This window comes from Acinetobacter sp. YH12027, assembly GCF_013420085.1.
GTDB lineage: Bacteria > Pseudomonadota > Gammaproteobacteria > Pseudomonadales > Moraxellaceae > Acinetobacter > Acinetobacter amyesii.
In genome coordinates this window covers 1-22253 of record NZ_VOYW01000045.1, presented here as the reverse complement: position 1 = coordinate 22253, position 22253 = coordinate 1, and the positions used below count along the sequence as shown (strand labels likewise).

19 protein-coding genes and 2 tRNA genes are annotated in these 22253 nt (G+C 40.5%); 9 read left to right on the top strand and 12 right to left on the bottom strand.

What is annotated here, in order from left to right:
* Nucleotides 1-152: 152 nt before the first annotated feature.
* From glyA to FTT94_RS14085, 3 genes are all read right to left on the bottom strand, one after another.
* Nucleotides 153-1406: a serine hydroxymethyltransferase gene (glyA, locus tag FTT94_RS14095; RefSeq protein WP_180170980.1), complete on the bottom strand. Its 1254-nt coding sequence runs from the start codon at nt 1404-1406 to the stop codon at nt 153-155.
* Between the two features lie 156 nt (nt 1407-1562).
* Complete coding sequence (locus tag FTT94_RS14090) at nt 1563-2786, bottom strand: alpha/beta fold hydrolase (protein WP_180170979.1); 1224 nt, start codon at nt 2784-2786, stop codon at nt 1563-1565.
* A 146-nt stretch (nt 2787-2932) separates the two neighbouring features.
* Nucleotides 2933-3802 carry an IS982 family transposase gene (locus FTT94_RS14085; protein WP_180170978.1) on the bottom strand — a complete coding sequence of 290 codons (870 nt, stop codon included), beginning with the start codon at nt 3800-3802 and terminating at the stop codon, nt 2933-2935.
* A 589-nt stretch (nt 3803-4391) separates the two neighbouring features.
* Here FTT94_RS14085 and FTT94_RS14080 point away from each other — a divergent pair.
* The 4 genes from FTT94_RS14080 to FTT94_RS14065 all read left to right on the top strand — a co-directional run bounded on the left by FTT94_RS14080 (nt 4392) and on the right by FTT94_RS14065 (nt 6960).
* On the top strand, nt 4392-5090 hold the full coding sequence (locus FTT94_RS14080) for a 3'-5' exonuclease (protein ID WP_180170977.1): 699 nt from the start codon (nt 4392-4394) through the stop codon (nt 5088-5090).
* A gap of 88 nt (nt 5091-5178) precedes the next feature.
* Nucleotides 5179-5925, top strand: a complete 747-nt coding sequence (locus tag FTT94_RS14075; RefSeq protein WP_180170976.1) for a hypothetical protein — start codon at nt 5179-5181, stop codon at nt 5923-5925.
* 217 nt (nt 5926-6142) lie between these two features.
* The gene (locus FTT94_RS14070; RefSeq protein ID WP_180165207.1) at nt 6143-6499 is read left to right on the top strand and encodes a hypothetical protein; all 357 of its coding nucleotides are present in this window, start codon (nt 6143-6145) and stop codon (nt 6497-6499) included.
* Nucleotides 6500-6666: 167 nt separating this feature from the next.
* Nucleotides 6667-6960, top strand: a complete 294-nt coding sequence (locus tag FTT94_RS14065; RefSeq protein WP_111885765.1) for a hypothetical protein — start codon at nt 6667-6669, stop codon at nt 6958-6960.
* A gap of 60 nt (nt 6961-7020) precedes the next feature.
* Here the strand turns inward: FTT94_RS14065 and FTT94_RS14060 are convergent, their stop codons facing one another.
* The 7 genes from FTT94_RS14060 to lldP all read right to left on the bottom strand — a co-directional run bounded on the left by FTT94_RS14060 (nt 7021) and on the right by lldP (nt 15895).
* Entirely contained in the window at nt 7021-7233 is a 213-nt protein-coding gene (locus FTT94_RS14060) for a hypothetical protein (RefSeq protein WP_078189132.1), read from the bottom strand.
* A gap of 705 nt (nt 7234-7938) precedes the next feature.
* Nucleotides 7939-8028 (bottom strand) — tRNA-Ser (locus FTT94_RS14055).
* Between the two features lie 87 nt (nt 8029-8115).
* Entirely contained in the window at nt 8116-10152 is a 2037-nt protein-coding gene (locus FTT94_RS14050; RefSeq protein WP_180170975.1) for an NADPH-dependent 2,4-dienoyl-CoA reductase, read from the bottom strand.
* A gap of 182 nt (nt 10153-10334) precedes the next feature.
* Entirely contained in the window at nt 10335-12032 is a 1698-nt protein-coding gene (gene dld, locus FTT94_RS14045; RefSeq protein WP_180170974.1) for a D-lactate dehydrogenase, read from the bottom strand.
* Between the two features lie 265 nt (nt 12033-12297).
* The gene (lldD, locus tag FTT94_RS14040) at nt 12298-13449 is read right to left on the bottom strand and encodes an FMN-dependent L-lactate dehydrogenase LldD (protein WP_180074323.1); all 1152 of its coding nucleotides are present in this window, start codon (nt 13447-13449) and stop codon (nt 12298-12300) included.
* 2 nt (nt 13450-13451) lie between these two features.
* A complete protein-coding gene (lldR, locus tag FTT94_RS14035; protein WP_180004196.1) occupies nt 13452-14195 on the bottom strand; it encodes a transcriptional regulator LldR in 744 nt (247 codons plus the stop codon).
* A 32-nt stretch (nt 14196-14227) separates the two neighbouring features.
* Entirely contained in the window at nt 14228-15895 is a 1668-nt protein-coding gene (gene lldP, locus FTT94_RS14030; RefSeq protein WP_171256696.1) for an L-lactate permease, read from the bottom strand.
* Between the two features lie 618 nt (nt 15896-16513).
* On the opposite strand from lldP, the gene argG reads away from it, so the two are divergent.
* Nucleotides 16514-17857, top strand: coding sequence for an argininosuccinate synthase (gene argG / locus FTT94_RS14025; protein WP_078192912.1), 1344 nt, complete (start codon nt 16514-16516; stop codon nt 17855-17857).
* 82 nt (nt 17858-17939) lie between these two features.
* Here the strand turns inward: argG and FTT94_RS14020 are convergent, their stop codons facing one another.
* Nucleotides 17940-19196, bottom strand: a complete 1257-nt coding sequence (locus FTT94_RS14020; RefSeq protein ID WP_180089082.1) for a diguanylate cyclase — start codon at nt 19194-19196, stop codon at nt 17940-17942.
* A 151-nt stretch (nt 19197-19347) separates the two neighbouring features.
* Between FTT94_RS14020 and pyrC the strand changes: the two genes are divergently transcribed.
* From pyrC to FTT94_RS14000, 4 genes are all read left to right on the top strand, one after another.
* The gene (gene pyrC, locus FTT94_RS14015; RefSeq protein WP_111885770.1) at nt 19348-20382 is read left to right on the top strand and encodes a dihydroorotase; all 1035 of its coding nucleotides are present in this window, start codon (nt 19348-19350) and stop codon (nt 20380-20382) included.
* Nucleotides 20367-21026 carry a ribonuclease T gene (rnt, locus tag FTT94_RS14010; RefSeq protein ID WP_078192915.1) on the top strand — a complete coding sequence of 220 codons (660 nt, stop codon included), beginning with the start codon at nt 20367-20369 and terminating at the stop codon, nt 21024-21026. Before pyrC ends, rnt begins: the two co-directional genes overlap by 16 nt.
* 20 nt (nt 21027-21046) lie before the next feature.
* Nucleotides 21047-21122, top strand: a tRNA-Glu gene (locus FTT94_RS14005).
* Nucleotides 21123-21323: 201 nt separating this feature from the next.
* Entirely contained in the window at nt 21324-22031 is a 708-nt protein-coding gene (locus FTT94_RS14000; RefSeq protein WP_180170973.1) for a Plug domain-containing protein, read from the top strand.
* 36 nt (nt 22032-22067) lie between these two features.
* Here FTT94_RS14000 and FTT94_RS13995 read toward each other — a convergent pair.
* Nucleotides 22068-22253: integrase core domain-containing protein (locus tag FTT94_RS13995; RefSeq protein WP_165492557.1), on the bottom strand; the 186-nt coding region annotated here is incomplete at its 5' end.

The following is a 22253-nucleotide window of genomic DNA, read 5'->3' as shown; positions in this document are numbered from 1 at the left end:
TAATTCAAGTGAATTTGTTTGAAAGAAGAACTTTAAAAGCTTTATTTTCACCCGATAAAATACCCATAAAACAAGAGGAAGCTCAAATGAGCTTCCTCTTGTGAAAAATTGTGGGACAGCAGTGCCCTTGAGGGGGCTTTCTCAAGTCAGACTTATTTTGCGTAAACTGGGAATTTAGCGCAAACAGCAGCAACTTTTTCTTTCACTGCAGCAATCACAGCTTCGTCACCTTTGCTGTCTAGAACGTCAGCGATCCAGCCTGCAAGGTCACGTACTTCAGCTTCGCCAAAACCACGTGTTGTTACAGCAGGAGTACCGATACGGATACCCGAAGTCACGAATGGAGAACGTGGGTCGTTTGGTACTGAGTTTTTGTTCACAGTAATGTGAGCAGCACCTAACCAAGCATCGGCATCTTTACCAGTAATGTCTTGTTTAATTAAAGATAATAAGAACAAATGGTTCTTAGTACCGCCAGAAACAACATCATAACCACGTTCGATTAAAACTTCAGCCATTGCTTGCGCATTCTTAACAACTTGTTGTTGGTAAGCTTTATATTCAGGCGCCATTGCTTCTTTGAAGCAGATCGCTTTAGCCGCTACAGCGTGAACTAAAGGACCACCTTGGTTACCTGGGAATACAGCTGATTGTAATTTTTTCTCGATTTCTTCGTTTGCTTTCGCAAGGATTAAACCAGAACGTGGACCACGAAGTGTTTTATGTGTAGTCGTTGTAGTTACGTCAGCAATTTGTACTGGGCTTGGGTAAACACCAGCAGCAACAAGACCAGCTACGTGAGCCATATCTACGAATAAGTAAGCGCCAACTTTGTCCGCGATATCTCGGAAACGTTGCCAATCAACAACTTGGCTATACGCAGAGAAACCAGCCACGATCATTTTTGGCTTGTGTTCTTCAGCTAAACGTTCAACTTCTTCATAGTTGATTTCGCCAGTTTCTGGGTTCAAACCGTATTGAATTGCGTTGTAAGTTTTACCAGAGAAACTAACTTTAGCACCGTGAGTCAAGTGACCACCGTGAGCCAAGCTCATACCTAAAACTGTATCGCCTGGGTTAAGTAGCGCAAGGTAAACTGCAGAGTTTGCTTGTGAACCAGCGTGTGGTTGAACGTTTGCATAATCAGCACCAAACAATTCTTTAGCACGGTCAATGGCCAATTGTTCGATCACGTCTACATACTCGCAACCGCCGTAGTAGCGTTTACCAGGGTAGCCTTCTGCATATTTGTTAGTAAGTTTTGAACCTTGAGCTTCCATTACTGCAGGTGAACAGTAGTTTTCTGAAGCGATTAACTCAATGTGCGCTTCTTGGCGAGCATCTTCATTCGAGATCGCTTGAGCTAATTCAGGGTCAAATTGAGCAATAGAGGTGTTGGCAAACATTAGCGAGGTCCTATTAAATTAGGGCTTTTAAGCCGTGCTAAGATTGGCGCGTATTGTAGCATGAAGTTTTAGAAATGAGAGAGGGAAGTTTGTGCTGTTTTTAAATAAATAATGCCCGTGTTGAATCTACACGAGCACTATTTAAGTCAAATCAACTTATTGATTTGGCATGAGAGTCTCTACATCTTGCACAAAATTTGCCAGATTATCGGTATAAATACTAATATGATCTGCTGTCTCTTGCTCACGATAGTCAATCGATGTTCCCGGCTTAGCAAGGCTAATCATAAATTTAGTCGCATCTGCTGGAATGGTCTGATCGGCTTTACCTTGATAAATAATGATCGGCGTTTTCACCGCTGTCGTTAAAGGCTGTGAACCTTCACTCATAAATTTTTGGATTGGCTTTAAAGTTAAGAAATCAGACTGCGTGCGTCCATAGTTATCCAAAGTCGTGTTTTGACTCGCATAACTGAGCATGTCATCTTGAATTAACCTGGTTAATTCACCTGAACACACTGTTTCAGCCTGAGGTGCAATCGCAGCCAAATGTCCACTAAATACTTTTGAATAATCCACACTGTTTTTATGCCCTTGCATACCCGCAATAATCTGCGCAGTAAAACTGTCTAAAGGTGCATAAATCATAGTTTGCACGGTTGCAGGTTTACCTACAGCTAACTTCTCGCCTGCGTCAAGAATGAGCGCAAGATTATTTGCAGGTGCTATGGCAATCGTTCCCTTATAATTTAAGTCAGCACGCGATGCGAATTCAGCTGCACCTAATACGGCTTGACCACCTTGAGAATGTCCGATCGAAAGCCAATCCTTCGACACCGTTTTACCTTGACTGGTTAAGTAACTTCGAGCAGCGACAACGGCATCGGTAATCGAAAAGGCTTCACTTTTTAGATTCAGATAAGGATGGTTTTCACGTCCACTAGGTTCCCCTAATCCTTCATAATCGGGTGCCACAACGACATAACCCTTTGCCAATAACATTTGCAATAAGTATTCAGTACCTTGCAAACCTTGTCGGCTCGGAGCGCATTTATCAGCCACACCTGTCGTTCCATGTGCCCAAGCCACAATTTTCCAACCACCTGCCGGAGCAACTGTTTTTGGGGTAAAGACTAAGGCTGTGGCTTGAACAACTTTGCCATCTACTCCTAGCATTTTATAGGTCATCAATCGGCTGTCTGCACTCACAGCAGGCATATTGTCTTGACTATAGGCAGTTGTAGTTACCACTGGATTTTTGATCTGATTGAGATCAGCGTTTGTTTCAGGATTACTAAATTGTTGGTCATTACTATCATTACCGCAGGCTGCTAAAAATAGCGCACTGCTGACAAAAACCGTTAAACGCAGCATTTTCATTCCATGATCCTTTTGTTTGTTGTTTTAAAGTCAATTTTTCATTGAAGATGAATCATTAAATACATGGAACAAACTTTTGTTCAAGCCTAATTTTCAAGCAATTGCTCTTATATTAATTTATCAAATTAATATAACCCGAATCCCGCTTAAGCCAATGATTCCATAATTTGAATTGTTGGTTTATTTTGATGATTAAGTTGATATGCACATAACGATGCGTAAATCCCACTCAGAAATCCATGAATACTACGAGCTTTACTCGTCACTAAATTGTATTGTCCTTTCAATAAGCTGAATAACGTTTCTATCTTATTTCGTTGTCTTAAGTGATATTCATCTGATGCAGATAGTTGGATGGATTGCATGTTTCTTCGATGGTAAGTAATCAAATCAATACCTTGATCTTTTAACCTGCTTTTTAGTTCCCGGCTGATATAACCACGATCTCCATATAGCTTTGCTTCTAAGCCGTCAGCCAATTGCTCAACCATTTTTATGTCAGCTATATGCCCATTTGATAAAGCAGAACAAGCGATTTCACCAAATGGGTTCATCGCAATATGTAGCTTACAGCCATAAAACCAGCCCATCGAGCTTTTACCACGAGATGCTATTTGAGCTAATGATTTATGGCGTTGAATACGTTGATTTTTACAGACTGGCAAAGTCGTTGAATCAATCCACAAATATTGGGTATTTTGACCTTTCATCAGAGCCACATGTAAAGCATGTATTGCTAATTGGTGCATATTGATCAGATGAATCATCCGTTGGTAACATGGTAAGCTTTTAAACAAATGTCTTTTATCTTCTTTTAACCATGTGAAAAAGGCTTTGAAATTGCTGAAATAAGAACATTTATACCAAATGGCAATAAAGCAGATTTCTGAGATCGTCAGATGAGCACGTCTGATTCTCAAAGAATGGCTATTTTGTTTGAGAAAGTTCCAATAAGTTGCTTCAAATTTAAGAAAGAAATCATCAATTACGCAGAATAATTCGGTACTATTGAACATTAGGACTAGAGTTGTGAGTTTTGTGTGGTAACTCAACTGATGGCTCTAGTCTTCTTATTTTCAAGTTTATTTCTTATCCGCGATTCGGGTTAATATAGAACTAAAACTTTGTTTTAGCTCGATATATATTAATAGCATTCAAATACATCAGCCACCCCGATCTCAGAAAAATGGATAAACTTATATTTCTGATCATTGGATACAGATTGGGCTATTTTTCGGAGGTTAAAGCAAAATGTAAAATCAATAAAAATGCTGTACCCCCTGCCAACTACACAAACATATGCACAAAAGTAAACCCGAAAAACCACCATGCCATTGATCGTGAACATACTCTAGTGCTTAATCCACTTAGCGACATTTTTGGATATCACGATGGACAAAAGCCTTTAAAATAAGTCGATTTAGAAGATGGTTTAGCTTTATCCCGCTGTAAAGGTTTTATTTCGGCAGATGCGATAAAAGCAGATTATTTAAACACTGCGCAGCCATCTTCATAATATTCCTACAAATAATCACAGCATGGGTTTGTCAGTGTGGATGTGATCATGTACATTCATAAACATTATTCAACATGCTGGAACTGGACATGCAAGCCATCATTCTCGACACAGAAACCCATACACTAAATGGACAACCCATCGAGATTGCCTATGCTCCAATTCAGGTGGCAGATGCTAAAATTACTTTAGATAAATCTAAAATTTTTGATCAACTTTATCGTTGTGATGAAGCGATTTCTTTTGCAGCAATGGCTGTACATCATATTTTAGAATCAGATCTTGAAGGTCAGCCCCACTACAGCAGTTTTGAGCTTCCAACTGAGACGACATACATCATTGGGCATAATATTGACTATGATATTCGAGCGCTCGAAAAATGCGGTGTAGATAGTTCAAAAATCAAAGCCATTTGTACCCTTGCGCTAGCTCGTCGAGTATGGCCTGATGCAGAAGCGCATAATATTTCTGCCTTGATATATATGATCACCAAAGGCAGTGAAAAAGCCCGTGAAATGATCCGTAAAGCTCACCGCGCAGATATGGATATTATTTTAACTGCCAATATTTTGATGCATATTGTGCATCACTTAAAAATCAACAGCATCGAAGAATTATACGAAGCTTCGGAAGATGCTCGCATTCCTCGCAGTATTAATTTTGGTAAACACCGTGGTACCGCGATTGCTGAATTACCTGCGGACTATGTGCAATGGCTATTACGTCAAGATGACTTAGACCCTTATTTGCGTAAAGCTTTAGAAAATTCTGCCGTCATTACCCTATAAATCATTGATTATTTAATATTTTCTTAATATTACTGTCATTATCACTGCATAGGATTGCCTTAATTCTTTTGAGCTATGGAATTAAGGCATGTTCAACTATCAAAAAACTGAGCTGGGTTTTCAAACATTAAAAGACCGACAGCTCGCATTAAACGCTAGACAACGTCGTCTGCTACTCTTGATTGGTAGTGATGACTTTAACCAAATGCCAGTCCATTATCAGCAGCGCATTGCTGAAGCGACATTGCTCGAGCAACTGATGGAACTCGAGCTGATTCAGCCGATTACAGCACATGATCATCAACGCCTTCAAAGCTCCGATTTTTCTGCTTTTAATCCTCCTAAAATAGCGCCTAGCAATACGTCCGATCTCAATACCTTTAGCCCTGCATCCGATCTCACAGCGCAAAAAAATGTGACTTTTAATGAACATTCAATGCCTACGATGGAAGTTCCTCAGACTCAGACACAGTACGCACTGACGCCCCCCCTACCAATGGATGCGATGAGCTCTACACCCCATCAATTCAAACAAGCCACACCTAAAACTACGACAACGAACAATCCAGTATTGCCAGAAAAAACCGTTGATTTCATCGAGCATGATTTTGATGAGTTACAGAGCTTTATGTGCAGTTACTTACAGCGCTATTGTGGGCTTATGGCAAAAAAATTAATGCTTAATATTCAACAGGCCACGGATATTGCAGACTTAAAAGCCTGTCAAATGCAATGGATCACCTGTCTAAATGAATCCAATATTCAACCTAAACTCTTACAACATGCATTACAGCAAATTAATTACAGTCTAAAAAATCTGCAACAACTGGTTTAACTTAGAGACTTTTCCTCACTTCTCATTCAAAAAACAACTTAATGAGGTGAGTTATTTTTCAAGCATATCAATATAAGAAATTGAATTTTATTAACTTTATTGATTCACTTATTTCTTTTAAGGTTTTAACTGCTGTTTTATACGACCTTCCCCTAATGTCAATCAACAGTAAAAAATCGCAAGAATTAAACCGACCTCCCAGCGTTTGAGCATGTCAATGTCACAACAATTTTGTTTAGAATTTGATTCTTTCGATAATCCAATGCAACTCAGCAAAATTGGCAATTGGGTATTTACCTTCTTAACCTCACAAGACGAATTGCCTAATGTTCAATTGGCCATTACCTATGTCATGCCACGAAAAATTAGTGATGAATTACAGCCTAGACGTGTGGTCATTCAAAATACAGCCATTGAAACAATTTGGCGTATAGAACGAATTGAATGCTTCAACAGCCAAACGAACCAAGAACTCACCTTTACAGCAGCGGAACCTCAAGCTCAATTGGTTTTAAACAGTATCATTGAAGAATTTGCCCGTTACGATGTCCCGCTTGTATTCAAGCCGCTTTAATTAAAAAGCGAATTCCAACTTATTTTTCATAAAGATTTAAGCTGTCTCAATGATTTAACCAAAGTTAGCTAGATAGACATTAAATGAAAAATAATCCATACAGATTAATGTTGCTCAATTCGTATACACTATTCCTGCTCAATAATTTTTGACCATGGATAATAAAAATGAATTTAGCCAATTATTCTAATGATCAGGCACTCATCCTTTTCAACCTATATAGCAGCCTTGAACAATGTCTAGATGCGATTGGACATCTGCACCTTGGACCAAAACTGGTGCTGACCGACCATGATGTATCAAAAGATCATATGATCGTGCAACGCTTTCAAGCTGGGGTTTTAACTCAAGAAATTCAAGTGCGTAAACAAGACGTTGAACTGTCTTCTAGCAACCCGATGACACGCTATCAGTTACTGTCTTATATTTTGAATCAATTTAAAGCAGATCAAACAGCTTAAATTTCAATCTCTAAAAATAAAAAAACTCACCATTAAGGTGAGTTTTTTTATTCATTCAATTTAAGCTTCTAAAAGCTTGTAAATACTGTCCGATTTTTGACTTTCAAAAAGTAGTTCGATACTGGGTAGGATGATTTCACCTGCAATAATGATATGTTCAATGCGATGAAACAGCGCTCTTGAATCTTCTTCTGAAGGATTACGCACCAAAGCTTGTGCTTCATAAACCTGACTAAATTGGTCCTTCACTTTAATATCGATCATCTGTGTCATAGTGACGTCTCTACTTGTTTTAATAATTGAATTTTTTATATCACACCTTTACGCAACAACCTGCTTTGTAAATGTTAGATTTCATGGCAATGTAAACTTATTTTACTTTAGTAAATATATATCAATAACATAGGTTGACTATTTAATTATTGTTTGACAAAAACACTATATTTTCACATTTTGAAAGACATTAAAAAGCCCGCATTGCTGCGGGCTCTATGTTGGAAGGCTAGTGCTGATTTCTTGTCTGTAATATTCAAAAAATATCTTAAATATTACTAAACTCAACGAGCTGTCATTGATCCGTCCAACCTATTAGTAGCGTCTTGGTTATGACCTACTGTGATTTCAATATAGCACTTTTTTATCCCTTGCCAAGGGGGCGTGACACTTCTAAACATTTGATCAAATAAAATACAATTGATATTTTTTCAAAATAAGCGATCATAGCTCTGCCCAATGCTTGTGAAAGATTTAAATAAATAGGCCATTAAAAATAAATTCAACACTATCAATCTATAAACATTCTTTTCTCTTACTTTTAATTCAACCTTTGACAACCCTTGCATTAATTTCTGACTTGAATTTTAAGTCTGATATCCATTTTTAGCATTGCTTAAAATACTAGTAAGTAAGATTGCCGTCTCAAATTAAAATCTAAAACAAAAAAAAGCCCCTGTATCACTACAGGGGCTTTTTTGAATTTGGCGGAAGCGGTGAGATTCGAACTCACGGAGGACTCGCGCCCTCGTCGGTTTTCAAGACCGGTGCATTAAACCGCTCTGCCACGCTTCCATGTGCGCCATAATACGGAGGTTTTATTCATCTGACAAGTAAAAATTACAACTAAACCTTTCAAATGAATATTGTTTCGCCAAATCCTTAAAGTTTAGCCGCGAGCTCCGCACCTTCACGTATTGCGCGTTTCGCATCTAACTCTGCTGCTAGTTTTGCACCACCAATAATATGGTAATTGGCAAGGGTTTTCTCACCCTGTTCGGGCATCAAATGCTTTACCGATTCCTGACCTGCACAAACAACGATCGTATCTACACGTAATAATTGATCATGCCCTACATGTTCAACCCAAAGACCTTCATCAGTAATGGCTTTGTATTGAACACCACGCAGCATACGAACCGCATTTTTCTTTAATTGTGCACGGTGTACCCAGCCTGATGTTTTACCTAACCCTGCACCGAGTGCAGTTGTTTTACGTTGTAATAAATAAATTTCTCGAACAGGAGGTTCGAGCTCAGCAGCCTGCATACCGCCTTCTGTTACGTAGTTTGGATTTGGATCAACACCCCACTCCCGCTGCCAATCCGCTAAAGGCATTGGTTGTGGCTGATGTGGTGGTTTGAGTAAAAATTCAGATACATCAAAGCCAATGCCGCCTGCACCAATCACAGCAACTTTATTCCCCACAGCTGCGCCCTTCAGCACTTCTGCATAAGACAAGACATTCGGTGCATCACTACCTTCAATTTTTAAGCTGCGAGGAACCACACCAGTTGCAATAACAACTTCCTCAAACCCTTCACGTTCAAGTTGCTCACGGTTTACACGCGTGTTTAAACGCAAATCAACACCCGTTTTTTCGATTTGAACTTTAAAGTAGCGAATCGTTTCGTGAAATTCTTCTTTACCGGGAACGACTTTTGCCAAGTTAAATTGACCACCCACCTCTGCACCAGCTTCAAATAAAGTCACGGCATGACCTCGGCTTGCCGCTACCGTTGCAGCAGACATGCCTGCCACGCCACCACCGACGACTGCAATACGCTTCGGTTTTTTGGTTTTTAAATAAACCAATTCTGTTTCATATGCCGCTCGTGGATTGACCAAACACGTCGCACGCTGATTTTTAAAAGTATGATCTAAACAGGCTTGGTTACAGGCAATACACGTATTAATTTCATCGACACGATTGGTCGCAGTTTTATTCACCCAAAATGGATCTGCCAAGAATGGACGTGCCATTTGCACCATATCTGCCTTGCCTGAAGCCAAAATTTCTTCAGCTGTATCTGGCATATTGATACGGTTTGACGCAATGACAGGTATCGCAACATGTTTTTTGACTTCAGCGGTATAATCCACAAATGCCGCACGCGGAACTGAAGTTACAATTGTCGGAATACGTGCTTCATGCCAGCCAATCCCCGTGTTCAACAACGTCACACCTGCTGCTTCCAAAGCTTTGGCAACAGTAATGACTTCAGCCATGGTGTTCCCATCATGGACCAAATCGAGTAATGACAAACGGAAGCAGATAATAAATTTCTCACCCACTTCAGCACGTATCGATTTCACAATATCAACCGCAAGACGCATACGATTTTCAATCTCGCCGCCCCAACGGTCAGTCCGTTGGTTGACATGACGACTTAAAAATTGATTCAGCAAATAGCCTTCTGAACCCATGATTTCAACACCGTCATAGCCCGCTTTTTGAGCTAAGCTTGCGCAGCGTACATAGTCGTCTATCGTGTCTAAAATCTGTTTATCACTCAATTGACGCGGTTTAAAAGGTGAAATCGGAGATTTTATCGGACTCGCTGACACTGCAAAAGGCTGATAGCCATAACGCCCTGCATGCAAGATTTGCATTAAAATTTTGGCACCATGCTTATGCACTGCATGAGTCACCAATCGATGCGGAGCGATATCACCTAAAGTATTCATGGTACCGCCAGCAGGTAACAACCAACCTTGACGGTTTGGCGAAATACCGCCTGTAATAATCAGGCCGACACCACCTTTCGCACGCTCACCAAAATAAGCTGCAAGCTTAGGATAATTATAAAAACGATCTTCCAGCCCACTATGCATGGACCCCATCACGACACGATTTTTAATCGTGGTAAAACCCAAATGTAAAGGTTTTAAAATATTTGCATAGCTAGTCGTTGTCATGCTGAATCCTTATTTTGGCTTTGCAACTTGTTGCATAATACTTTAGCGGTTTTTTTATATTTTGGGATGACAGTTTAGAAAATATTCTTCGCTTTTATGGTCAATACCGCCTGATATATAAATCCTCTAACCATAAAAAAAGCCGTGATATTTCACATCACGGCGTGTTATTTTTAAAAGCATTATTTCCAATGCTTCAGCTTACTGGTTTGCCCAATCCCGACATTAAAGCTATTGGTTGGATCCAACTTTTGATAATGATTTTTTAATGCAGGCTTGGCAACATATAAATGTCCAACATTGTGTTCCGCAGGATATTCAGCACCACGATCATCGAGTAAATGCCACATTGCATGTTCCATTACCAAAGGATCTACACCTTTTTTCACAATATAATCTTGATGAAAAACATGACAGAGAAAATGTCCATAATAGAGTTTATGGATAATTTGCTCATCCATGGCTTTCGGCAAAGTTTCTACCCACTCTCGATCATTGCGACGTAGCGCAATATCCAGCGCAACAATATCTTCCACTTCCGAACGATGCGTATCACGATAACGAATTGCAGCACCTGCCACCGCAAAACGGTGTAAAAATGCTTTACGCCCTTCTTCGTCTGTGCATTTAAAATAATTGCCTGCCGTTTTATCTAAAAAATACGTTTTCAAATACGCATCAACTTGATCAACATCCTGATTTTCAATACGAATCATCAAATGATGTTCATATAAATCACGGAAGGCATTCATCCGTTTCGGCAAATGATTCGGCAAAAATTTTGTCACTAGCTGCAAGACTTTATCTGACAAACCTCGCAAGCCCAGTTTTTCTAAATAGCCATCGACTTTATCTTTCATGGCAAAAGCAGCTGGAACTTTTGCCGTGCCAAATTTTTCAATAAATACAAAAGAATCTTTGCCGTACTCAGCCCCAATGTCATATGCCACGCGATGAATGTACTCACCTGCAATCGGCAAGCGCGGCAAATCTTTTAGTAAAAAACGGCGAATTTCCGTCAAATCATCATGTGAATTGGTTCCTACATAAAACACCTGACTTGGAATCTTTTCAAAGGTATCTAAACGTACGGCAAAGACACACACTTTACCCGCTGAACCCGATGCTTCAAATAAGCGGCTTGGATCAGCATTGAAACGTGCAGGCGTATTTTCATCAACTTGTTTAACGTCATGTGAATAGCGCTGATCAGAGGCACAGCAACTTGAATTATTCACAATGTCATTGATTTGATAATTTTTATTTTCCAACGCTGTGAGGATTTCTTCAGGCGTATTGCCAAGATTGATACCTAAATGATTGACCAACTCTAAGTCACCTGACTCATTCACTCGTGCATACAGTGCAAGCTCTGTATAGGCAGGACCGCGGCGCACCAAAGCACCCCCTGAGTTATTACAGACGCCACCCAAAACCGATGCCCCAATACAAGAAGAACCAATCACCGAATGAGGTTCACGATTGAATTGCGCCAAATCTTTTTCAAGCTTGTCTAATGTCGCACCCGGTAGACAAATGACTTGTTGACCATTATTAATCACCTGAATGCCAACCAAACGACGCGTGCTGATCAGAACCACAGGACGGTCATAGTCATCGCCAAAAGGCGTTGAACCACCGGTCAAACCTGTATTGGCTGCTTGCATAATCACAATACAATCTGCATCAACAGCCGCTTGTAGTACTTGCCACTGTTCCAGTAATGACCCTGGTGCAACAACAGCCAGTACTTTCCCTGCACCGTAACGACGACCTTGGCGGTATAAACGTGTGTCTTTATCGTCAGTTAAAACGTGTTGTTTACCCACAATAGTGATGAGTTTTTGAATAGTTTGCTGTGAATCTGAATGGGGTTGCATATTGGTTATCCTATGGATGAATGCTTATACAGTTCAGGCTTTAAAGCATTCATAACGGCGGAGTAATTTCAGTTTTGTTTATATTTAGGAATTAACCTTCGGTTCGACCTACTTTTCTTTTGGGAAAAGTAGGCAAAACCATTGTCATCTGCAAAACTCGTCAAATACTTTCTGATAAATATTATCTTCGCAGAAACATTACTTTAAATATGTAAGTCTGCCTCGAACAATTGCAGATGACATTTACGCGTATCAAAGTTAACGGCTAAGCCAATTCGCGCTCTAAACGAACCAAGCAATCTTCTGTAATATCTGCAATGGTTTTCGCGCCCGTTAAAGTCATGGCAACACGCATTTCTTTATCAATCAGTTCTAAAAGATTTGAAACGCCCGCTCCACCCGCAGCACCTAATGCGTAAACAAAAGCACGACCGAGCATACAGGTGTCCGCACCCAACGCCAGCATACGTACCACGTCTAAACCATTACGAATACCCGAATCCGCGAGGATTTTAATATCACCCTTGACTGCATCTGCAATTGGTGGAAGCGCACGTGCAGAAGATAAAACGCCATCCAGCTGACGACCACCGTGGTTTGACACCACAATCCCATCTGCACCGAAACGCACTGCATCTTTGGCATCTTCAGGATCCAAAATTCCTTTAATGACCATCGGGCCATCCCAAAATTCACGAATCCACTCAAGATCTTTCCATGAAATTGATGGGTCAAAGTTATTACCCAACCAGCCGATATAATCTTCTAAACCTGTTGGTTTGCCCAAGTATTTTGAAATATTCCCTAAGTCATGCGGACGACCTAATAAACCCACATTCCACGCCCAGTGTGGGTGGAAACACGACTGCATATAACGGCGCACTGCTGCATTTGGCCCGCTCATCCCTGAGTGCGCATCACGGTAACGTGCGCCCGGAACAGGCATATCCACGGTAAACACCAGAGTTGAACAGCCTGCTGCTTTGGCACGTTCTAAGGCATTTTTCATAAAGCCACGGTCACGTAGCACATATAACTGAAACCACATGGGACGCTGAATCGCTGGCGCCACTTCTTCAATTGGACAAACTGAAACGGTAGACAGCGTAAATGGAATGCCCTTTTTATCTGCGGCTACTGCTGCTTGAACTTCGCCGCGGCGTGCATACATCCCGGTTAAACCCACAGGTGATAAAGCCACAGGCATCGATAAGGTTTCATTAAACAGTTGGGTTTCTAGACTCAGCTGTGACATGTCATTCAGCACACGTTGACGCAACGCTATTTTTGATAAATCTTCTACATTACGCTTTAAGGTATATTCGGCATACGCCCCGCCATCGATGTAATGAAATAAAAATGGCGGTAAACGACGACGTGCCGCTTCACGATAGTCATTGGCAGAAGAAATAATCATGCTTATATCCTGTTTAATCGACTGGCACGCTGACGACGAGCTTCTTCTTCATCAATCATGCGCACCTGTTGTACTACAAACTCAATGTGTCCACAGACTGCTTTACGTGCAGCTTCAGGATCACGACGTTCAATTGCATTCATGACTTGGAAGTGCTGATCATGCAATTGATCAAATCGGTGTGCTTCGCTATAAACTTTTCGACGACCTAAAACGACATTAAATTGCAACAGATCAAATAGACCACGCATCATCTGAATCAACACTAAATTATGTGATGCTTCAGCAATTGCTAAATGAAATTTGGCATCTGCACGCGCTGCTTCATCGTCATTGCCTAAAGCCTGAAAATGATTGATCTGATCATAATAATGTCGGATATGTGCCAAGTCCTCTGCTGTAGCACGTTGTGCCGCATACCATGCAGTACCACCTTCTAAAATAATGCGCGCCTCTTGCACATCAAAACGGTAGGCAGGGTCTTCACTAATCAAACTGCTGATGGGCTGCACAATTTGATAACTCGACCAAGTCGCTGGTAATTGCTTTAAAAAAGTCCCCGCACCCACTTTACTGACCAACACGCCCATGCTAGTCAATTGAGAAATCGCCTCGCGTAAAGAGGTGCGTGAGACGCCAAGTTGTTCACACAATTTCCGTTCAGCAGGCAGACGATCTCCAACTTGCATATTGCTTTGTTCAATCAATACACGAAGACTTTGAACAGTTTTATCAGAGACTTTCATCTGCTTTCCTTAACGTTGTTACACAATTCGTGTTATGGAATCATCCAAGGGAACACATAAGCTTGTAGGGTGATTAAAATCCCCATCATGATTGTGAACGTTATACTGTGTTTTACGGTAAAACGGAATAAATCCGACTCTTTACCTACCAACCCGACTGCCGCACATGCAATTGCAATTGACTGTGGTGAAATCATTTTCCCTGTCACACCGCCACTGGTATTAGCAGCAACGAGTAATACTTCTGGCACACCGATTTGTTGTGCAGTAGTCGCCTGCAATGCTGCAAATAGCGCATTGGCTGACGTATCTGAACCCGTGAGGAATACACCAAGCCATCCTAAAAATGGCGAGAAGAAGGTAAAGGCTTGGCCTGTATGCGCAAGTGCCAATGCCAATGTTGCCGACATCCCTGAATAGTTGGCGATAAATGCAAAAGCCAAGACCATCCCAATCGAATAAATTGGAATTTTTAATTCATTAATGGTTTCACCAAAGGTCACAATTGCGTCTTTCGGCTTCATTTTTAAGAAAATAATGGTAATGATCGCAGCGATGACAATTGCCGTACCTGTTGCCGAAAACCAGTCAAATTTATAGATGGCATCGTAGTCCTTCATTTCAGGTACGACTGGCGGCATCTTTTGAACCAATTGATGTAAAAATGGCACTTTGATGGAAATAACCAAATCATGTAAGGCACCGTCTTTAGTAAATAAATCCTTAAACGGTTTAATACTCCAGATCGTGACCATCACCGTTAAGATCGCAAATGGTGACCACGCTTTTGCAATTTGCCCCAAGCTATATTTTTGCTGTTTTTGTGCAGCAACATCTTCACTCATCGTCGCATCTTGATCTGCAAAGCGGAAAATATGTTTAGGCTGCCAATATTTAAATAAAATCGTTAATGACACTAAAGAGGCAATCGCCGCGGTAATATCGGGTAATTCAGGACCGACAAAGTTCGACGTTAGATACTGTGCAATCGCAAAGCTACTCGCGCCAACCACAACTGCAGGCCAAGTTTCCTTCACACCGCGCCAACCATCCATAATCGCCATAATCCAAAACAGTACAATCGGTACCATAAATGGCAACTGTCGACCAACCATCTGACTGATTTCCATCGTATCAACACCAGACACTTGCCCAGCAACGATAATTGGAATACCCATCGCACCAAAAGCCACTGGCGCTGTATTTACAATCAGACAAAGACCTGCCGCATATAAGGGTTTAAAGCCTAAACCTACCAATAGTGCTGCAGTAATCGCCACAGGAGCACCAAAGCCCGCCGCACCTTCGAGGAAAGTACCGAAAGCAAAGCCAACTAACAGCATCTGTAATCGTTGATCTTCAGTAATGGAAAGAATCGAAGAACGGATGATGTCAAACTGCCCTGTTTTGACTGAGATTTTATACAGGAACACCGCACCAATAATGATCCATGCTATCGGCCATAAACCGTAGAAAAAACCGTAGACCATCGAAGCCAATGCCATAAGCGCAGGCATGTCATAGGCAAATAAAGACACCAAAAGTGCCAGTACAACGGTGATCGTACCTGCCACACTGCCTTTTAAACGAAATACAGCAAGCGCCAAGAAAAAAAAGATAATCGGAATGAGCGCAATTAAACTTGATATCCATATATTCCCCATTGGGTCATATATTTGCTGCCATTGAAGCATTGTCATCTCCTTGAAATGCTTACTAAGATTTAATTATTGAGCAATATCAGCATGTGGTCTTTTCACATTGGTATGACCAATATAAAAATCAAAGACATAAAAACTCATACTATTGCTGAAATACTCCGCAATTTTTAATTATTTCAACTCAATCATTCAAGCTTTTCTTGTTTTTGGTATGACCAATATAAAATACAAAAACATTATTTTTCCGTTTAAAAACCTCCATATCAACTTTTAAATATCTGTTTTGTATTTATTATTTACAACTAAACTTTATAAAATATACTTTAGTCTAATAACCACGCTTTGTTTGACCTCAGTCTCATTTCAATGAAAAGTATAAAAACCAAATCAACACCATATTGGTATGACCATTTATTTAAATCAAATAGATTTCTTTATATGTGCAACCTATTTCTTTCAGAAAATGCCTTTTCCGCCCGCAAAAACTGGATGAAGTATTCATCAATAGATTTCAACGATCATTTTTTTCTACCTCATCGCTTGTATCTCATGATTTTTTAGAAAAACCCTGCAGAAAAGTGCTACAATCGGGCACATATATGTATTCTTTCAGGCCACCCATTCTCGGTGCCTATATTTATATCGTTAGGATTAACAATGACTGATAATGCAACTATCTTGCAGAATGTCCCAGTTGGCAAAAAAGTTGGTATTGCCTTCTCTGGTGGTCTAGATACTTCAGCTGCGCTTTTGTGGATGAAACAAAAAGGTGCAGAACCTTATGCTTACACAGCAAACTTAGGTCAACCTGATGAAGACGACTACGATGCGATTCCAAAAAAAGCGGAGGCGTATGGCGCAGTTAAAGCTCGCTTAGTTGATTGTCGTTTACAACTTGCTTTAGAAGGTATTGCGGCTATTCAATGTGGCGCTTTCCACATTTCAACTGGTGGTATGCCTTATTTCAACACGACTCCTCTTGGTCGTGCAGTTACAGGTACGATGCTTGTAACCGCAATGAAAGAAGATGACGTAAACATCTGGGGTGACGGTTCGACTTATAAAGGTAACGACATTGAACGTTTCTACCGTTATGGTCTATTGACTAACCCAGCACTTAAAATTTACAAACCGTGGTTAGACCAAACCTTTATTGACGAATTAGGTGGCCGTGCAGAAATGTCACAGTTCCTAATCGACAACGGTTTTGACTATAAAATGTCAAAAGAGAAAGCGTACTCAACTGACTCAAACATGTTAGGTGCGACTCACGAAGCAAAAGATCTTGAATACCTTAATGCGGGTATCAAAATCGTAGACCCAATCATGGGCGTTGCTTTCTGGAAAGATGACGTAGAAGTTAAAGCTGAAGAAGTTTCTGTAACTTTCGAAGAAGGCTTCCCTGTTGCATTAAACGGCAAACGCATCGAAAACCCTGTTGAGTTCATTCTTGAAGCTAACCGTATCGGTGGTCGTCACGGTCTAGGTATGTCAGACCAAATCGAAAACCGTATCATTGAAGCAAAATCTCGTGGTATTTACGAAGCTCCGGGTATGGCGCTTCTTCACATCGCTTATGAGCGTCTTGTGACTGGTATTCATAACGAAGACACCATCGAACAATACCGTATTAACGGTCTGCGTTTAGGTCGTCTTCTTTACCAAGGTCGTTGGTTCGATTCTCAATCATTAATGCTTCGTGAAACTGCGCAGCGTTGGGTTGCTAAAGCAATCACTGGTACTGTGACTTTAGAACTTCGTCGTGGTAATGACTACACTATTCTAAACACTGAATCTCCTAACCTCACTTATGAAGCTGAGCGTTTAACTATGGAGAAAGGTGACTCTATGTTTAGCCCTGCTGACCGTATCGGTCAATTGACTATGCGTAACTTGGATATCACAGATACTCGCGCTAAATTAGGTATCTACACAAACTCTGGCTTACTTGCAGTAGGTACAGGTTCTGCAGTGCCTCAATTAAAAGACAAAAACAAATAAGATTTGTTGAGTCATAAAAAACCGCGCATTTTGCGCGGTTTTTTATTGCCGATTTCAGAGAAGTTCTCAATTTTATTAAACATTAAGCCACATGTGCTGAACGAATCGACTGATAGTAAATTTGATTCCGGCCTAATTGTTTCGCACGATACAACGCCTGATCGGCAATATTTAACAGTTCATCCTTCGTCATATTTTCAGCACGATATACCGTAATACCCAAACTAATAGTGACGTGATTTGAAACCTGTGATTTGGCATGTGGAATTTCTAAACGATCGATTGCTTTATAAATATTTGACGCTACCGCATAAGCACCATGCGCATCGGTTTCAGGCAATAAAACCACAAATTCTTCACCACCATATCGCGCTACAAAATCCATATGTCGAATGGCATTTTTAATGGTTTTGGCAATGGTTGAAATTACATCATCGCCTTTTTGATGACCGTAGAAATCGTTATAGTTTTTAAAATGATCAACATCGATAAATAGCACAGCAAGCGAGGTGTTATTACGTCGAGATTGCTCATAAAAGGTATCAAGCATTTCATCAAAAGTACGTCGGTTTGAAATCTTGGTTAATTCATCATGCTGACTTAAATGTAAAAGCTCTGTGGTATGAATACGATGGATTTTTTCACTAATATCCGCGCGCAGCATATTCAAAAAAATCATCCTTTCACGCGCACAGAGCATCTTACTGATTGCAAAACCCAATACACAGCTTCCAATCAGTACACGCCCCAACACCATCATATCAAATTTCACTTCTAATGAAAAAAGCATCAACATGGTGACCACAGCAGCCAACAAGCCAGACATCAACATTTGGACCGGTTTCACCCCCGTCAAAATGTAGCTCAAGATGTAAATCATACAAAGGATCATCATGGCCTGATGTTTAAGTGCTTCGGTATACACGGTCATGGTGAGCCAAGACATTGTAATAACTGCCCAGAACACCACAAACATACTGGCATGTGAAAAATAAGGTTTCAGACGGTCGTAACGGGCAAAGGCATATAAAGTCAAAAGACACAGCGCACCATTGAGCTGTCCGACCAAACAATGAATAAAATCATGCACAAAATGCTGTTGATCAATAATCCAATAATCTCCAGGAATGATCAGCATGGTCAGCACAAAGTAGATCAACACCCCCATCCAAAAAAAATGACGTATGTTGGTTTGCGCACGATCGAGGTTTAAAGTCCAAAATTGCGTTTCCAGTTTTTTAGGAAACATTTCCCCTACACGACGAGTTTGCCGTGTAATCAGTTCCTCTATTTTTTCTTTATCGTATTGCAACTTTGCAAGGTTATACTTGTATTCCATTTCCAAGCATTTATCTAATTCTTTTAGTCATTTAAAAATACCACAGTTTTATTCTTAATTTATATCTGTTCAGTCATTTGTACAGAAATCTCGTTACCATTTTCACATTATTTGCATTATCATTTGTTTTATTTCCAAGCTTGGAATCGCTGTGAACACGATTACTCTTCTTCAGCCAGATGATTGGCATGCACATTTACGTGACGGTCTAGCCCTAAAGCGTACAGTTCCTGATTTAGCACAACAATTCTCTCGCGCGATTTGTATGCCAAACACCGTACCACCGGTAAAAACCGTTGAAGAAGCAAATGCATACCGTGAACGTATCATGGCACATGTTCCTGAAGGTGTTCACTTTGACCCGCGTATGGTGCTCTATTTCACAGACAACACCCCAGCGAGTGAAGTTAAAAAAATTAAAGAATCTGAGCATGTTAATGCCATCAAACTTTATCCAGCAGGTGCAACCACGAATTCGGACAGTGGTGTCAGTGACATTAGTAAAGTCTATGGTGTAATTGAGCAACTCGAAGAACATCAAGTGCCATTACTGTTACATGGTGAAGTTACGCACAACCATGTCGATATTTTTGACCGTGAAAAACGTTTCCTAGATGAAGTGCTATCTCCACTGTTAAAACAGTTCCCTAAATTAAAATTGGTGCTAGAACACATCACTACTAGTGAAGCTGCGCATTTTGTATTAGAACAAGACCGTAATGTCGCTGCGACAATCACACCGCAACATTTATTGTTTAACCGTAATGATATGTTGGTGGGTGGTATTAAACCGCATTTCTATTGCTTACCGATTTTAAAACGTCAAACCCATCAGCAAACTTTGCTCGAAGTCGCGACCAGTGCGAACCCTAAATTTTTCTTAGGTACAGACAGTGCGCCGCACTCAAAAAATGCTAAAGAAAATGCATGTGGCTGTGCAGGATGTTATAGTGCACCAACAGCAATTGAGCTATACGCTCAAGCATTTGATCAAGTCGGTAAAATCGACCGTTTAGAAGGTTTTGCAAGCCATTTTGGTGCAGACTTCTACGGACTCCCTCGAAATACCAATACCATTACTTTGGTAAAAGAAGATCAAGTGATCCCTGAAAGTTTAGACTATTTGGATGGCGAAAAAATTATTCCGTTGTATGCGGGTAAGACCATCCAATGGAGAAAAGTGTGACAGATGAAACTCGACCAGTCATTGGTCAACGTTTCCGTGGATTCCTACCTGTTGTTGTCGATGTCGAAACAGCAGGTTTTAATTCACAGACCGATGCCTTACTGGAAATTGCAGCGATTCCTATTGTGTATGATGCAGAAGGTAATTTTGTACCGGGTGAAGCCCACCATGCACATATCAATCCGTTTGAAGGTGCCAACCTTGACCGTCGCTCACTGGATTTTATTGGTGTAGATCCATTTAATCCGATGCGTATGGCCATGGCTGAAGATGAGAAATCAGCATTAAAACGTATTTTTAAGTCAGTGAATGAAGTACGTCGCCAACAGAACTGCACACACGCGGTTTTAGTTGGTCATAATGCCCATTTTGACTTAGGTTTTGTACAGGCAGCGATTGCACGTACAGGGACAAAAAATCAAAATCCTTTCCATAGTTTTTCCGTATTCGATACAGTGACTTTGAGCGCTGTAATGTTTGGACAAACTGTGCTGGCAAAATCATGTATTCAGGCAGGTATTGAGTTTGATGGCAAAGAAGCACACTCTGCACTTTACGATACTCAGAAGACCGCTGAACTGTTCTGTTATATTTTGAACAAACTCGGCCCTCACCTACTTGACACTATGATGGCGGATCAATAAGATACCGCCATCTTCTAAACGTCCCTATCGTCTAGAGGCCTAGGACATCGCCCTTTCACGGCGGTAACCGGGGTTCGAATCCCCGTAGGGACGCCAATTCTTATTCAGACTTTCTCCAAGCTGATTATTCAAGTCTATTGAATACACATCACCATCTCTTCTGATTATTCAAAATTTTCATTGAATTCGCTGTGTATTAAAAAATCACTTATTGCAAATAATTCTCATTTCTATTGATTATTTTTATAAAGTTAATGATAATCACTATCGTTTTTATCTGCATAATTGTTGACAGCCATGCGCTTTGCCTATTCTCCCCTCAATCTCGCAATTTTGACTGCTTTAGCATCTCAAGCTTATGCTAATGAAATTGATACAACTCAATTTATTCAAAGCAATAATCTCAAAATGTCGCCGATTGAAGTTGAAGTCAAAGCCAAGCCAGAAGTAGGTACAACCGTCTACTCCAAAGAAGATTTAGAAAAAACGCCGAATAGTTCGAAAAATATCACAGACTTTTTAAAAGTTAATCCAAATGTGCAGTTTAGCCGTGAACAACGTTCTGCAGATTCACAGGCTGAGCTACGACCATCCGAGATATCTATTAATGGCGCGCAAACTTACCGAAATAAATTTGTAATTAACGGCGTCAATACCACCAATAACCTTGACCCTCTGGCAAGCGGCAACTCCTATTCAGGCAAGCTTGATGGTGGCTCACAAGGGATGGCCCTAAATACCGATTTAATTTGTAAATTAGAATTGATCGATAGTAATGTTTCTGCAGCATACGGCGAATTTACAGGTGGTGTAGTTAATGCTGAAACTTGTACCCCAAATACTGAAATTGGCAAAATCCACGGCTCCGTTACTTACGACTACACGGAAAGTGATTGGTCACGTTATCATTTTACCGATGAAGAAGAAGCTGCAGAGTTTGAAGATCCAACATCATCAAATAATAAAGAATATAAAAAACACGGCTTAAGCCTGAATCTATACTGAACCGTACCGGGTTTGTCGGAGACTTTTTTATTTAAGTTAGGCCACCTGACCTAACGGGTTAATCTTATCATAGTACATTGCTTCAAACTCAAAAGGTGATACATAACCCAGTGCACTGTGTACACGCTCTTTATTGAACCAATCTACCCAGTTTAGTGTCGCAAGTTGTACATCCGCTAAACCTTGCCAATCCGCTTTTAAATATTCAATCACCTCTGTTTT